Source organism: Sideroxydans sp. CL21 (assembly GCF_902459525.1).
GTDB lineage: Bacteria > Pseudomonadota > Gammaproteobacteria > Burkholderiales > Gallionellaceae > Sideroxyarcus.
This window is the reverse complement of sequence record NZ_LR699166.1, coordinates 1,494,016-1,507,520: the sequence shown is the minus strand read 5'-3', so window position 1 is coordinate 1,507,520 and position 13,505 is coordinate 1,494,016. Positions and strand designations below refer to the sequence as shown.

The 13,505-nt window shown below is 57.9% G+C and carries 15 protein-coding genes; 10 read left to right on the top strand and 5 right to left on the bottom strand.

Translation table 11 applies throughout. From position 1 onward, the window contains the following. Positions 1–37 precede the first annotated feature (37 nt). The 7 genes from QOY30_RS07130 (at position 38) to hpnE (ending at position 6,772) form a co-directional block, all read left to right on the top strand. Positions 38–1,210 (top strand): PilT/PilU family type 4a pilus ATPase, encoded by a 1,173-nt coding sequence (locus tag QOY30_RS07130; RefSeq protein ID WP_283743936.1) that lies wholly within the window; start codon positions 38–40, stop codon positions 1,208–1,210. Further along, entirely contained in the window at positions 1,207–1,554 is a 348-nt protein-coding gene (locus tag QOY30_RS07125; protein ID WP_283743935.1) for a Spx/MgsR family RNA polymerase-binding regulatory protein, read from the top strand. The genes QOY30_RS07130 and QOY30_RS07125 overlap by 4 nt, the downstream gene beginning before the upstream one ends. A gap of 10 nt (positions 1,555–1,564) precedes the next feature. Further along, the gene (dapE, locus tag QOY30_RS07120; RefSeq protein WP_283743934.1) at positions 1,565–2,698 is read left to right on the top strand and encodes a succinyl-diaminopimelate desuccinylase; all 1,134 of its coding nucleotides are present in this window, start codon (positions 1,565–1,567) and stop codon (positions 2,696–2,698) included. 31 nt (positions 2,699–2,729) lie between these two features. Continuing rightward, entirely contained in the window at positions 2,730–3,635 is a 906-nt protein-coding gene (gene prmB / locus QOY30_RS07115; protein WP_283743933.1) for a 50S ribosomal protein L3 N(5)-glutamine methyltransferase, read from the top strand. Next, entirely contained in the window at positions 3,635–4,450 is an 816-nt protein-coding gene (gene hpnC / locus QOY30_RS07110; RefSeq protein ID WP_283743932.1) for a squalene synthase HpnC, read from the top strand. Before prmB ends, hpnC begins: the two co-directional genes overlap by 1 nt. A 133-nt stretch (positions 4,451–4,583) precedes the next feature. Then, positions 4,584–5,420: a presqualene diphosphate synthase HpnD gene (gene hpnD, locus QOY30_RS07105; RefSeq protein ID WP_283743931.1), complete on the top strand. Its 837-nt coding sequence runs from the start codon at positions 4,584–4,586 to the stop codon at positions 5,418–5,420. A gap of 56 nt (positions 5,421–5,476) precedes the next feature. Beyond that, complete coding sequence (gene hpnE, locus QOY30_RS07100) at positions 5,477–6,772, top strand: hydroxysqualene dehydroxylase HpnE (RefSeq protein ID WP_283743930.1); 1,296 nt, start codon at positions 5,477–5,479, stop codon at positions 6,770–6,772. Between the two features lie 18 nt (positions 6,773–6,790). On the opposite strand, the gene QOY30_RS07095 is transcribed toward hpnE, so the two are convergent. After that, positions 6,791–7,558, bottom strand: a complete 768-nt coding sequence (locus tag QOY30_RS07095; protein ID WP_283743929.1) for a MipA/OmpV family protein — start codon at positions 7,556–7,558, stop codon at positions 6,791–6,793. After that, the gene (locus QOY30_RS07090) at positions 7,536–8,381 is read right to left on the bottom strand and encodes a DUF3025 domain-containing protein (protein ID WP_283743928.1); all 846 of its coding nucleotides are present in this window, start codon (positions 8,379–8,381) and stop codon (positions 7,536–7,538) included. The genes QOY30_RS07095 and QOY30_RS07090 overlap by 23 nt, the downstream gene beginning before the upstream one ends. 112 nt (positions 8,382–8,493) lie before the next feature. Between QOY30_RS07090 and QOY30_RS07085 the strand changes: the two genes are divergently transcribed. The 3 genes from QOY30_RS07085 to QOY30_RS07075 all read left to right on the top strand — a co-directional run bounded on the left by QOY30_RS07085 (position 8,494) and on the right by QOY30_RS07075 (position 10,195). Continuing rightward, complete coding sequence (locus tag QOY30_RS07085) at positions 8,494–8,991, top strand: cyclic nucleotide-binding domain-containing protein (RefSeq protein ID WP_283743927.1); 498 nt, start codon at positions 8,494–8,496, stop codon at positions 8,989–8,991. Between the two features lie 71 nt (positions 8,992–9,062). Further along, entirely contained in the window at positions 9,063–9,329 is a 267-nt protein-coding gene (locus tag QOY30_RS07080; protein ID WP_283743926.1) for a DUF1161 domain-containing protein, read from the top strand. 98 nt (positions 9,330–9,427) lie between these two features. Then, on the top strand, positions 9,428–10,195 hold the full coding sequence (locus QOY30_RS07075; protein ID WP_283743925.1) for a ParA family protein: 768 nt from the start codon (positions 9,428–9,430) through the stop codon (positions 10,193–10,195). A gap of 14 nt (positions 10,196–10,209) precedes the next feature. Here QOY30_RS07075 and QOY30_RS07070 read toward each other — a convergent pair whose 3' ends face one another. From QOY30_RS07070 to rnr, 3 genes are read right to left on the bottom strand one after another with little or no spacing between them, the layout of a single operon-like run. Beyond that, positions 10,210–10,422 (bottom strand): hypothetical protein, encoded by a 213-nt coding sequence (locus tag QOY30_RS07070; RefSeq protein WP_283743924.1) that lies wholly within the window; start codon positions 10,420–10,422, stop codon positions 10,210–10,212. A gap of 18 nt (positions 10,423–10,440) precedes the next feature. Continuing rightward, positions 10,441–11,184: a 23S rRNA (guanosine(2251)-2'-O)-methyltransferase RlmB gene (rlmB, locus tag QOY30_RS07065; protein WP_283743923.1), complete on the bottom strand. Its 744-nt coding sequence runs from the start codon at positions 11,182–11,184 to the stop codon at positions 10,441–10,443. After that, positions 11,177–13,477 carry a ribonuclease R gene (gene rnr, locus QOY30_RS07060; protein ID WP_283743922.1) on the bottom strand — a complete coding sequence of 767 codons (2,301 nt, stop codon included), beginning with the start codon at positions 13,475–13,477 and terminating at the stop codon, positions 11,177–11,179. The genes rlmB and rnr overlap by 8 nt, the downstream gene beginning before the upstream one ends. Positions 13,478–13,505 lie beyond the last annotated feature (28 nt).

Genomic DNA, 13,505 nt, shown 5'->3' with positions numbered 1-13,505 from the left:
ATTCCCAAATCCACAATCCTGCTTCTGAGGTGAAGACATGATCATTACGCCACTGCTGCAACTGGCTGCCGAAAAGCAGGCCTCCGACCTGTTCCTGTCGGTCGGTGCGCCGATCAACATCAAGATCGACGGCGTGGTCATGCCGGTGAATGCCCAGAAGCTCGACGAAGAAACGGTCAAGCGCATCGTTTACGAGATGATGACCGAGCGGCAGATCGCCGAATACGAGCTGAACATGGAGATGAACTTCTCTTTCCGGGTGCCCAACATCGGCAACTTCCGCGTCAACGTATTCCGGCAGCGCAGCAGCGTCGCCATGGTCATCCGTTATGTGCGCGGCGATGTGCTCAACGTGGAAGAGTTGAACCTTCCGCTGGTGCTGAAAGAGCTCGTGATGGAAAAACGGGGACTGATATTGATGGTGGGGGCCACCGGTTCCGGGAAATCGACAACACTGGCCGCGATGATCCAGCATCGCAACGAGACGCAGAGCGGCCATATCCTGACCATCGAAGACCCGCTTGAGTACATGTTCCGCCACGGCAAGTCCATCGTGAACCAGCGCGAAGTGGGAACCGACACAATTGACTACGGCGCCGCACTGGTCAGTGCCATGCGCGAAGCACCGGACGTGCTGATGGTGGGTGAAATCCGCGACCGCGAAACGCTCAAGCATGCGCTGATCTTTGCGCAAACCGGCCATTTGTGCCTGTCCACCCTGCACGCCAACAATAGCTATCACGCGCTCAACCGCATGGTGAATTTCTTCCCTTACGATGCGCGCAACAGCATCCTGTCGGACCTGTCGCTTTGCCTGCGCGCCGTCATTTCCCAGCGCCTGATCCGCAACCCGCAGGGCAAGCTGATCCCGGCAGTGGAGGTGTTGCTGAACTCCGCCCTCGTCGCCGACCTGATCAAAAGCGACCAGATCGACCAGATCCGCGACGCGATCGAGCAAAGCGTCTCCCTGGGTTCGCAAACCTTCGAACAGGCCCTGTACAAACTTTACAAATCCGGACACATCAGCAAGGAAGATGCGTTGCGCAATGCCGATTCTGCCAGCAACCTGTCTTCGCTGATCGACTACTCGCAAACCAGCAAGATGAAGGCATACGACCCGGGCGCAAACTCCGCCGAAAAAACAGCCCCGTCCGCGGTCAAATTCGACGGTATCAAGCTCAATATCGAAGTGCCGGGTTCTGGCACATGAAGTTATACGGCATCCCCAACTGCGGCACAGTGAAAAAAGCGCGCGCCTGGCTGGACGAGCATGGCATCGCTTATGAGTTTATCGACTTCAAGAAAAGAATCATCACCGAGGCCATGCTCACTGACTGGCTGCGGCAAGTCGGCTGGAAGAAATTATTGAAGAAGACCGGCCCGACCTGGGGGCAATTGCCCGATGCGGTAAAAGCCTCGATCAAGGATGACGCATCAGCCCTGCCTCTGCTGCTTGATAAACCAAACGTCATCAAACGTCCGGTGCTGGAACACAATGGAAAAGTGCTGGCAACCGGATTCGACCAAACCAATTACGAAAACCTGGATCTTTGAAAAATACAAAATGAGCAACACTCTCGACCTGACCAAACAACTCATCGCCCGCCATTCCCTCACCCCCATGGATGACGGCTGCATCGACATCATCGGTGCACGCCTTGCCCCGCTTGAATTCAGCCTGGAAAAGATGCGCCATAGCGAAGTGGACAATCTGTATGCCCGGCGCGGCCAGACTGCGCCGGTAATCTGCTTCGCCGGTCATACCGACGTGGTGCCGACCGGCCCGGTGAACAAATGGGACAGCGATCCTTTCACGCCGACGGTACGCGATGGAATGCTCTATGGACGCGGCGCGGCGGACATGAAAGGTTCGCTTGCCGCCTTCGTCACGGCCATCGAGAAGTTTGTAGCCGAACACCCGCAGCATCGCGGCAGCATCGCCCTGCTGCTCACATCTGATGAAGAGGGCGTCGCTGTCGACGGTACAGTGCGCGTGGTGGAAGCCTTGCAGGAGCGTGACGAGAAGTTGGATTACTGCATCGTCGGCGAACCCACATCCGTCTCCAAAACCGGCGACACCATCAAGAACGGCCGGCGCGGTTCGCTGTCCGGCACGCTCACGGTCAAAGGGGTGCAAGGCCACATCGCCTATCCGCATCTGGTGAAGAACCCCATACATTTGGCGGCACCCGCCATTGCCGAACTGGCCGCCACCACCTGGGACAACGGCAACGAATATTTCCCGCCGACTTCCTGGCAGATCTCCAATATCCACGGCGGCACGGGTGCCACCAACGTGGTGCCGGGCACCGTCGAGATCCTGTTCAATTTCCGTTTCTCGACCGCCAGCACGGTGGATGGCCTGAAACAGAAAGTCCACGCCATCCTCGACATGCACAAGCTGGAATACGATCTGAACTGGGAACTGTCCGGCAAGCCCTACCTCACGCCACGCGGCAACCTGGTGGACGCGGTCAGCGCAGCCATCAAGAAAGTACAAGGTATCGAGACTGATCTTTCTACCAGCGGCGGCACTTCGGATGGCCGCTTCATCGCAGACATCTGCCCGCAAGTGATCGAGCTCGGGCCGCTGAATGCGACCATCCACAAGCTCAACGAATGCGTGGCGGTGGATGATCTGGACGCTTTGTCCGAGATCTACTATTTGACGTTGGTCAAACTGCTGGCAACACAATAACATTCACCGGCGTACAGGGAGAAAAGTAAAAATGGACATCAATCATTTCTCGGAGGCGAGCGCTTCGCTCAAGACAGTACGCGACTGCCTGCGCTTCGCCGTCAGCCGTTTCAACGAGGCCGAGCTGTTCTTCGGCCACGGCAGCGGCAACGCCTACGATGAAGCCGCATACCTCATCCTGCATACCCTGAATCTGCCGCTGGACCGGCTAGATCCGTTCCTGGACGCCAGGCTGACGCAATCCGAACTGTACGACGTGCTCGACATCGTCGAGAGACGAACCGAGCAACGTATCCCCGCGGCCTATCTGACCAATCAGGCATGGCTGGGCGACTTGTCCTTCTATGTGGACGAACGCGTCATCGTGCCGCGCTCGTTCATTGCCGAATTGCTGCGCGAACAGCTTGCGCCCTGGATCAGCGATGCAGACCGGATAGGCAATGTACTCGACATGTGCACCGGCAGCGGCTGTCTCGCCATCCTGGCGGCGCATGCCTTCCCCCATGCCCATATCGATGCGGTCGACCTGTCTGCCGACGCTCTGGATGTCGCCCAGTACAACGTGACTGACTATGACATGGAAGATCGCATTTCCCTGATCGAGTCCGACATGTTTGCCAAGCTCGGGGGCAAAAAATACGATCTCATCATCAGCAACCCGCCTTATGTCGATGCATCCTCGGTCGCCGCGCTGCCGCAGGAATACAAATACGAACCCAAGCTGGCTCTGGGCAGCGGCGCGGATGGCCTGAATGCCACCCGCAACATCCTCGAACACGCAGGCGAACACCTCAACGACAACGGCGTACTCGTCGTCGAGATCGGACACAACCGCGATGCGCTGGAATCCGCTTACCCCGGACTTCCTTTCATCTGGCTGGAAGTGAGCGCGGGCGACGAGTACGTGTTCATGCTGCACCGGAACGATCTGCGTTGATGTCGGTCGACCATTACGAAAACTTCCCCGTTGCATCCATCCTCATGCCCAGACGGCTGCGCAAGCCGGTGGCGGCGATTTACCATTTCGCACGTGCAGCGGATGACATCGCCGACGAAGGCGACCTGCCAGACAGCGAACGGCTGCGACAACTCGATGAGTATCGTGGCGAATTGACGCGCATCGCGGCGGGCGAAATACCGCTGTTGCCCCTGTTCATCAACCTTGCAGCCGAGATCAAGGCACATGAGCTGCCGATGCAGCCGTTTCGCGATCTGCTCGATGCGTTTTCGCAGGACGTGGTGAAGAAGCGCTACACCGATTACGACGAATTGCTGGACTACTGCCGCCGTTCCGCCAATCCGGTTGGCGATCTGTTATTGCATCTGTACGAAGATGCGACTCCCGTCAACATCGCCTACTCCGATGCCATCTGCACCGCGCTGCAGCTCATCAACTTCTGGCAGGATGTCGCGAAAGACTTCGCCATCGGGCGTATCTATTTGCCGCAAGATGACATGGCCCGCTTCGGCGTAAGCGAAGATCAGATCCAGCAAGGCATCGGCAACGAAGGCTGGCGTGCCCTGATGAAATTCGAAGTGGACCGGACGCGCGCCCTGATGCTGCAAGGCGCTCCTCTCGGCAGCATCCTGGGTGGCCGCATCGGGTTGGAAATGCGCATGATCATCGCCGGCGGACTGCGTATTCTCGACAAACTGGAAGCCGCCGATTACGACGTGTTCCATCGCCGCCCCGTATTGCGCCCTTTCGACTGGGTTATCATGCTGGCGAAAAGTGCGCCATTACGGTTCTGAAATTAAAATATGATTTCAATTCACAACAAACGAGAACAAGGCGGCAAGGATGAGGCGACGCAGACAGTACAAAGTAGTACGGCAAGGAGCAGAAGACGCAGCCAACGCAGTTATCGTTTGATTTTGAATTGAAATGACTCCAGACGAATATTGCCGAAACAAGGCCTCCTCCAGCGGCTCCAGCTTCTACAACAGCTTCCGCTTCCTGCCCAAGGACAAGCGTCGCGCCATTACCGCGCTCTACGCCTTTTGCCGCGAAGTGGATGACGTCGTGGACGAATGCACCGACACCAATGTGGCGCGCACCACGCTCAACTGGTGGCGCAATGAAGTCGCGGCCATTTATGGCGTGGGCAAGCCGCAGCACCCGGTGGCCCAGGCACTGGTTCCCGTTGTCAAGCAATTCAACCTGTCGCAGGAACACCTGCTGGAGATCATAGACGGCATGGAGATGGACCTCGAACAGTCGCGCTATGAGGATTTCAAGTCGCTGCAGTTGTATTGCTACCGCGTCGCTTCGGTGGTGGGCCTGCTGTCGGTGGAGATCTTTGGTTACACGGACCGACAGACGCTGAAATACGCCCACGACCTTGGCATCGCCCTGCAACTTACCAACATCATCCGCGACGTGGGCGAGGACGCGCGGCGCAACCGTATCTACCTGCCGATGGATGAAATGCAGCAATTCGGCGTCACCGCTGCGGATATCCTGAATTCGCGCGAGACCGAGAATTTCCAGAAGCTGATGGCGTTCCAGATCGAGAGGGCGCAACGTTACTACCGGCAAGCGATGGATCATTTGCCCGCAGTGGACCGCAAAGCGCAGCGCACCGGGCTCATTATGGCGACCGTGTATCAGGCCACACTGCAGGAGATCGTCACCAGCGGCTGCCATGTACTGAAAGAACGCGTGTCGCTGACGCCCAACTTCAAGTTCTGGCTGGCGTTCAAGGCATGGCTCAAGAACTGAGCGGATTACCCTCTCCCCAGCCCTCTCCCGCAAGCGGGCGAGGGAGCAATCGTGAAATGCAATCTATAAACATTGGAATCATCGGCGGCGGCTACGCGGGCATGGCGGCGGCTGTTGAACTCGCAGCACAAGGTATCCCGGTCACCGTGTTCGAAAGCGCCAGACAACTCGGTGGCCGCGCGCGCGGCGTGCTGCACAATGACACGCAGCTCGACAACGGCCAACACCTGTTGCTGGGCTGCTACCACGAGACTCTGCGCCTCATCGAATTGGTGGGCGGTCGTATTGAGCAGGATTTCCTGCGCCTGCCATTGCAGCTTGATCTGCATGGCGAGTTTTCGCTCAGGGCGCCCCGCTTGCCTTCCCCGCTGCACTTGCTGATCGCTCTGCTGAAAGCACAAGGACTCACCTGGGCCGAGCGCAAAAAGGCTGCGGGTTTCATGCTCACCCTGCGCCGCATGAATTTCCGATTAGCCGGCGACATGACGGTCACCGACCTGCTCGCCGCACACAAACAGGATGCCGACCTGACATTCAAACTGTGGGAACCCTTGTGCATCGCCGCGCTGAATACGCCTATTCACAAGGCTTCCGCACAAGTATTGTTGAACGTGCTGCGCGACGCTTTGAATCGAACCCGTGCCGACAGCGACATGCTGTTGCCGCGCATCGACTTCACCGCGCTGTTCCCGCAACGCGCGGCTGAATTCATCGAACGAAACGGGGGCAAGGTGTATCTCTCCTGCAGCGTGGATGCCATCGTCCCCAAAGACGAAGGCATCGAACTTGTCGCAGCGAATGAAACCCACTTTTTTTCCCATGTGATCTGTGCCGCACCGGCAACTGTCGCAGCAAAATTGCTGCGTCCGATGGCGGCTCTTGCCGGCGCTGTTGCTCAGATCGAAGCCCTGGATCATCAGCCTATCTATACCGTCTATCTGCAGTACCCCGCCCGCGTCACGCTGCCGCACCCGATGCTCGGCCTGCACCGGCGTTTCAGCCAATGGCTGTTCGACAAGGGACAGATCGCGGGCCAGCCGGGTCTGCTCGCCGCCGTCATCAGCGCGGAAGGCATTCATCAGGAATTGAGCCAGGAACAACTGGCACAGAAAGTCATCGCCGAGTTAAGCGAAGAATTCGGCATCACCGAACAACCGGAATGGTTCAAGGTGATCGCCGAGAAACGCGCCACATTCTGTTGTGCTCCCAACCTGCAACGGCCCGCACAACAGACCGCTCTGCCCCGCATATTGCTGGCCGGCGACTACACGGCGGGCGATTACCCCGCCACGCTGGAAGGTGCGGTAGTGAGCGGCGTACGCTGTGCCAACCTGTTAGTGGGACAACGCTGAAGCCCAACGACAAGCCACTTATTTGAAGCGGTAACTCAGGGAAAGGTAGCCTGTATCCAGGTAACGCTGATTGACGATAGGACTCTGTTCGATCCCATTGCCCAGCCACTTGCGGCGCACATACCCGTTCAAATGGTAGTCGTCGGTCAGTTTGATATCGGCTATCAATCCGATAAAGTCGTTGAACGATCCCGCGGGCTGATAAAGCGAATACTGGCTGGATGCCGCTTCCTGGGCAGAGACGCCGTAGTAGTAACGCACATAGTCGCTGGATTGATATTCTGCTCCCAGCAGGGGATAGAAGCTCACTTGCGGCAGGTCGAATTCAGCGGCATAGATAGCCTCGTACAATTCGCCCTGGGACTGGCGCACGTCGTGAAACGCATTCAGCATGAAGCCGCCCACCGGGGTCACCTGCAAGGTGCCGACCCCGAGAGGTATGGATGTTTCCCGCTTCCTGAGGCCCAGCAGGCCGGGGGTATTCGTGTCGAAACCATCCTGGCTGATCCGGCCTACCAGTTCCAGATAACCATCCCCCATCGATAGCGTTTTGATACCCAGCGTATCGACCCGCGCGAACATCCTGCCGTATTCGAAATCGCCGTAAGGCAGAACGGTGGTGAAATCGCTCACGCCGCGAACGATGCGGCCCGTGTAATAGGCGCCCGCGCCAACATCGCCAACGAGGCCTTGTGTAGCCTCATCGGCTGCCGCCTGCACAGTCACCAGCAGCAGGCTGACCAAACAGGCAGAAAATCGGGCTTTAGTTTTTTGCGTGGCGTCCATGTCTACCCGTCCTGAAATATCCAGTATTGTCGTAATACGTTGCATTTTCATTATCCCCAGCCCAGCCCGGCACACCGAGTACAGGCACGGGTGTCAGCTCCCGCGTGCTGCGGCAGTGTTCCCCAGAATTCAGGTAGCCGGCGAGCAAGGCATCCAGATGCGCCAGTTGCCTGTCATAAGGCCAGGCAAAGAACGCCTGTTCCACCGGCAGGAGCAAACCTTGCGCGGTCAAGCCGGTATACGGGCGGAGTGCCTTTTCGTACAAGCCGTGGCCAAACAGATAAAAGCCCATACCGGATCGCGCTTGCATGCGTCGCTGCCAGAATAATTCTTTCCACTGAAAATTGCGCAGGAGTCCGGCCAGTTCCGCATCGGCATAGGCAACGATGACACCCGATTCGTCCAGCAGGGTGCTGGTGTCGCGCACGGCCCCGCGCTGGCTGGGTGCCGACGAATCATCTGCCTCGGTCAGCGCCCGGAAATGGCGCGCGTTGATGGCAGCCTTGGCCTGCGGAAAAACGAGCCACACCAGCGCGTTGAGCAGATCATGCCAGTTGTTGGCTCGCGTAGGCACTTCCCCCTTCAGAAAACAGCGCGGTTCGTATTGCAGATCGAAGGGCAATTTGCCGTATTCCTGCGGCACAAACGTCAGCGGCAGGCCGCTTTGCACCGCGATGGCCGGGCGTTGTACCTCCAGCAGCGCGTTGCAGTCTTGCAGGGTTGGAAATTCATCCGGTTCGAGGCGGGTAATGATGGAGTGCAAGGGGGCAAAAGCAGGAGTGTGCAGCAATGCCTCTTTGTTCCATTCCGGGATCGGGTTCATAGTGGCTAGTTTAGCTCAATCGCGCTGCACAACAAATTCTTCAGCGCTTGTGGTAAGTTGCGCAATATTTGCCGGATCGTGTCAGGAATTTGACCCTTAAGGGGGAGGAAAAATGAACGAAATTGACGCCATTCAGGCCAGTCTGGCCACCTATTCCAAGCGCCTCGATGAGGTCTCTGCCGACCGTCTCAATGAACTGCGCAAATGCTCTTTCTTCGATCCGATTCCCAGCGAATGGCTGAAGCCGATCTCGGAACAGACCGAGATCAGGACATTCTCGGCGGGAGATTGCATCACCAGGGAGGGAGAGGATATGAACGCCCTCTACGTCGTGCTTTATGGCACAGCCACTGCTTATTACAACAAAAAGATCGTCGGGACGATACGCAGCGGCGAATGCGTCGGTGAAGGCATGTACTTCGCCAACGAGAACCTCTCACGCTCGGCGACCGTGGTTGCCGACGGGCAGGTGATCGCGGCTGAAATCAACAAGACCGGTATCGAACGTCTGCGGGGTGAAGCCGTCGTCTATATGGATAAAGCGCTGTTGCTTGCGCTATTCAAAAAACTGCAGGGAGCGAACCGCAAGATCGAAGAGCTGTTGCCCTGAAATACGTTTCGCTGCATCGGAAGCGTTTGGCAAGGCAGATATTTTTTCTCAATCCAGATAAGGAGCCGTATATGCGTAAATTATTACTAGCAGCATGTCTTTTGGGTATTTCCGTTTCCGTCTTCGCCTCTTGCGACGATCTCAAGTCGCAGATCGATGCCAAGCTGCAGGCCAAGGGCGTCACTGCGTATTCCCTTGAAATCGTTCCCGTCGCGCAGCCTGCTGCCGCTCCAGCTGCAGCATCCGGCGCTGCGGCTACTCCCGCCAAAGACACGACAGGAAAAGTGGTCGGTACTTGCGAGGGCGATACCAAGCAGATCATCTACAAACGCAATTGATACCGCTTGTCGGCCCAGCCCCCCGTTGGGCTGGGCTTTTCCTTTCAACAAGTTATACACCCATCCACAACACCGATTTCGGCTAGAATCCACGCAGTATGAGCATCATTGCAGTCTTCAATCAAAAGGGCGGTGTCGGCAAGACCACGACCGCCGTCAATCTCGCTGCCGCCTTGTCGCGTATCGGTCGCGCGACATACGGTATCGACCTGGATCCGCAAGCACAACTCAGCGCCATCGCCAACGTCACCGCAAAGTCCGGTGCCGACACGGTATTGAGCATGTTCCAAAGCAACCGCCCCTTGTGCCAGCTGGTGAAAGAGTCGTCCAGTTCGATCAAAGTCATTCCGGCACACACCGAGCTTTCCAAGGTGGATGCACTGTATGGCAAGGGTTTCAATGTGGTGAACAAGCTCAACAGCGCACTGCAGACCGAACGCTACGGCGGCAAGGACAATCCGGTGGTGATCGACTGCAATCCGATGGTCGGCGTGCTGTCGTTGAATGCGATCTTCGCTTGTACCGGTCTGATCGTTCCCATTTCAGCAGATCATCTTTCCACCAAAGGAGCGCTCCAGATCGAGAAGACCCTGAACGCGCTGGAACAGGTTCTCAAGCGGCGCGTCAACCGTCGCTACCTGCTCACACGCTTCGATGGCCGTCGGCGCATGGCCTGGGATGTGTTGAAACTGGTTGAGGAGCACTTCGGCGCCGATGTCTGCCGCACCCGCATCTCGGAGAACGTCAGCCTGGCAGAAAGTCCGGCAGTGAATAAAACTGTTTTCGAACATGCGCCCGAGAGCCGCGGAGCGCATGATTACAACGACCTGCTGAAAGAGTTACTGGCGGACGGGTTTATAGAGTAAAGCCAGCCGGGCGATCACTTGGATATCAATGACAGGATATCCTCGACCGACATCACTTGTTGGGGTTTTCCATCTCCGGCGCTCTTGGCGTCGCAATTCACAATTTCGCAATAGCGGTACATCTGGCGCAGCTTGCGTTCCGCTTCGGCCACATCGTTTCCAGCAATGATGACGCTTTCCACTTTTTGACCGTCGCGGGTCAGAATCGAAAAATCGAACTTCTGCATCTCCATCCCCCTATCACGTCATTGTTTGATCGCCCTTTGCCTTCTTGCTTCATACAAACACACCCCGGTGCTCACAGAGACATTCAGGCTTTCCACGCTACCAAACATCGGGATACGCACCAGCTGATCGCAGGTCTCTTTGGTCAGGCGGCGCAGGCCTTCGCCTTCCGCGCCAAGCACCAGGGCCACCGCACCCTGATGCTGCACATCATACAGATTTGTTTCCGCTTCGCCATCCATGCCGATCACCCAGATGTCGCGCTCCTGCAGTTCGCGCAGGGTACGCGCCAGATTGGTGACCGTGATGTAAGGCACTGTCTGCGCGGCGCCGCAGGCGACCTTTTCAACGGTGGCATTGATGCCCACTGCGCGGTCTTTGGGTGCGATCACCGCATGCACGCCGAAGGCATCCGCACTGCGCAGACAGGCTCCCAGATTGTGCGGATCCTGCACACCGTCCAGCACCAGCAGCAGCGCGGGTTCGGTCAGGGTATCCAGCACGTCGTCCAGATGCTGCACTTTCTGCGCCGCATCCACACGCGCCGCAACGCCCTGATGACGGGTGCTTCCAGCCATGCCGTCCAGACGCTTGCCATCCACCTGGATGACGCGGACACCGTTGCTCTCTGCCAGCTTGAGCAGGTCGCGCGCGCGCGGATCGCGGCGCTGGGTATCGACAAACACCTCCAGCACGCTATCGGCGTTCTGGCGGATGCGCGCGGTGACGGCATGAAAACCGTGAATGATGCGCGACTCAGCCATGACGTTTACCCGTTTTGCCGGAGGGTTTTTCGGGTTTCTCGGTTTTTTTGGGTTTCTTGGGCGTCGTTGCGCCCCATGCGCCGACATCGACACCTTCGTTACTTGTAGCCTCACCGGAAGCAGCGATTTCACCCTCCAGCACGAAATCGATCTTGGTGCTTTCCATATCCACGCGGACCACTTTCACCCGCACGCGATCGCCCAGGCGATAACGCTTGCCGGTGCGTTCGCCCAGCATCTGGTGCTTGGCCGGATCGAAGTGGTAATAGTCGGCGCCCAGTTCGGACACATGCACCAGCCCTTCGACGTACAGATCGTCCAGCGCGACGAACAGCCCGAAGCCGGTAACCGAGGAGATCGTGCCGTCGAACACGCTGCCCAAGTGGTCGCGCATGTAGAAACACTTGAGCCAGGCTTCAACGTCGCGTGTGGCGTCGTCGGCGCGGCGCTCGGTCATCGAGCAATGCACGCCCAGTTCCGCCCACTTGAGTTGCGGTTTGTATTGTTTGCCATCCAGCACGGCCTTGATGGCACGGTGCACCAGCAGGTCCGGATAACGGCGGATCGGCGAAGTGAAGTGCGCATAAGCCTCGTAACCGAGTCCGAAGTGACCCAGGTTTTCCGGCGCATACACAGCCTGGCGCAGGGAACGCAACATCACGGTTTGCAGCAAACCGGCATCGGGACGGCCTTTGATCTGCTTGAGCAGCTTGGAATAATCGGCTGCCTGCGGATCGTCGCCACCGCCCAGTTGCAGGCCGAACTCCTTGAAGAATTCGCGCACCGCTTCCAGTTTTTCCGGCGTGGGGCCTTCGTGTACACGGTACAGCACGGGGTGTGCATGGTCTTTCAGGAAAGCCGCCGCACACACGTTGGCCGCCAGCATGCATTCCTCGATCAGCTTGTGCGCATCGTTGCGTATCACCGGCACGATCTTCTCGATCTTGCCCTGTGCATTGAAGATCATTTGCGTCTCGACCGTCTCGAAATCGATGGCACCGCGCTTTTCGCGCGCCTGCAGCAAGGTCTGGAACAGCTTGTACAGGTTGTTGATATGCGGCAGAACCTCGGCATATTTTTGCCCGTTCTCGCCCTGCGGATTGGCCAGCATGTCGGCGACCTGGGTGTAGGTCAGGCGCGCGTGCGAGAACATCACCGACGGATAGAAGCGATGTTTCTCGATCTCGCCCTCAAGGCTGATCTGCATGTCGCACACCATGCACAGGCGCTCGACATTGGGATTGAGCGAGCACAGTCCGTTGGACAGCTCTTCCGGCAGCATGGGAATGACGCGGCGCGGGAAATACACCGAATTGCCGCGGTTGATCGCTTCCTTGTCCAGCGCATCGCCGGATTTCACATAGGCGCTCACGTCGGCGATGGCCACCACCAGACGGAAGCCCTTGCCGTTCGGTTCGCAATATACGGCGTCGTCGAAGTCGCGCGCGGTCTCGCCGTCGATCGTCACCAGCGGCAACTGGGCCACGCTTTCACGCCCGGCGTAATCGGCCGGTTTTACTTCGGGTGAGAACGCCTTGGCCTGTTTTTCTGCGTCATGCGGGAATTCATTGGGGAGGTCGTGCTTGCGCAGGGCGATCTCGATTTCCATACCGGGATCGGCATAGTTGCCCAGCACCTCGACGATGCGCCCTATCGGCTGGGCATGCTTGGAAGGCTGCTGCATGATCTCAAGCATCACCACCTGCCCGGCCTTGGCTCCGCCTGATTCGCCCGGTGCAACCAGGAAGTCCTGGCTGATACGGCGGTTTTCGGCGACCACGAACTGGATGCCGTGCTCTTCGTATAAACGCCCGACCACTCGCGTATTGGCCGGTTCCAGCACCTCGACGATGCTGGCCTCGCGGCGGCCGCGCTTGTCCTCGCCGCCGATGCGCGCCATCACGGTATCGCCGTGCAGCGCCTTGTGCATTTCCTTGGCACTCAACACCAGATCGGCACTGCCGTCTTCCGGGATCAGGAAGCCGAAGCCGTCCGGATGGCCCTGCACCTTGCCCTTGATCAGGTCGAGCTTGTCCACCACGCAAATGGCGCGCTTGCGGTTGCGCATGATCTGGCCGTCGCGTTCCATGGCACGCAGGCGACGCAGGAAAAGCTCTTCTTCATTGTGTTCGATCTGCAACAGGGTGCATAACTCGTCCTGCTCCAGCGGTACGCCCTTTTCCGCCAGCATCTGCAAGATGTATTCGCGGCTCGGGAGGGGTTGTTCGTATTGTTCGCGTTCGCGTTCCAGAAACGGGTCCAGTTCGCGGATGTTTTTTTTCTTTTTCGTCATTGACACAAAATCCTATAGCAATTAAAGT

What these genes read in the sequence shown, in the direction of transcription:
- QOY30_RS07130 (WP_283743936.1), top strand. Translation starts at nt 38, where the DNA reads ATGATCATTACGCCACTGCTGCAACTGGCTGCCGAAAAGCAGGCCTCC.
- QOY30_RS07125 (WP_283743935.1), top strand. Translation starts at nt 1,207, where the DNA reads ATGAAGTTATACGGCATCCCCAACTGCGGCACAGTGAAAAAAGCGCGC.
- dapE (WP_283743934.1), top strand. Translation starts at nt 1,565, where the DNA reads ATGAGCAACACTCTCGACCTGACCAAACAACTCATCGCCCGCCATTCC.
- prmB (WP_283743933.1), top strand. Translation starts at nt 2,730, where the DNA reads ATGGACATCAATCATTTCTCGGAGGCGAGCGCTTCGCTCAAGACAGTA.
- hpnC (WP_283743932.1), top strand. Translation starts at nt 3,635, where the DNA reads ATGTCGGTCGACCATTACGAAAACTTCCCCGTTGCATCCATCCTCATG.
- hpnD (WP_283743931.1), top strand. Translation starts at nt 4,584, where the DNA reads ATGACTCCAGACGAATATTGCCGAAACAAGGCCTCCTCCAGCGGCTCC.
- hpnE (WP_283743930.1), top strand. Translation starts at nt 5,477, where the DNA reads ATGCAATCTATAAACATTGGAATCATCGGCGGCGGCTACGCGGGCATG.
- QOY30_RS07095 (WP_283743929.1), bottom strand. Translation starts at nt 7,558, where the DNA reads ATGGACGCCACGCAAAAAACTAAAGCCCGATTTTCTGCCTGTTTGGTC.
- QOY30_RS07090 (WP_283743928.1), bottom strand. Translation starts at nt 8,381, where the DNA reads ATGAACCCGATCCCGGAATGGAACAAAGAGGCATTGCTGCACACTCCT.
- QOY30_RS07085 (WP_283743927.1), top strand. Translation starts at nt 8,494, where the DNA reads ATGAACGAAATTGACGCCATTCAGGCCAGTCTGGCCACCTATTCCAAG.
- QOY30_RS07080 (WP_283743926.1), top strand. Translation starts at nt 9,063, where the DNA reads ATGCGTAAATTATTACTAGCAGCATGTCTTTTGGGTATTTCCGTTTCC.
- QOY30_RS07075 (WP_283743925.1), top strand. Translation starts at nt 9,428, where the DNA reads ATGAGCATCATTGCAGTCTTCAATCAAAAGGGCGGTGTCGGCAAGACC.
- QOY30_RS07070 (WP_283743924.1), bottom strand. Translation starts at nt 10,422, where the DNA reads ATGCAGAAGTTCGATTTTTCGATTCTGACCCGCGACGGTCAAAAAGTG.
- rlmB (WP_283743923.1), bottom strand. Translation starts at nt 11,184, where the DNA reads ATGGCTGAGTCGCGCATCATTCACGGTTTTCATGCCGTCACCGCGCGC.
- rnr (WP_283743922.1), bottom strand. Translation starts at nt 13,477, where the DNA reads ATGACGAAAAAGAAAAAAAACATCCGCGAACTGGACCCGTTTCTGGAA.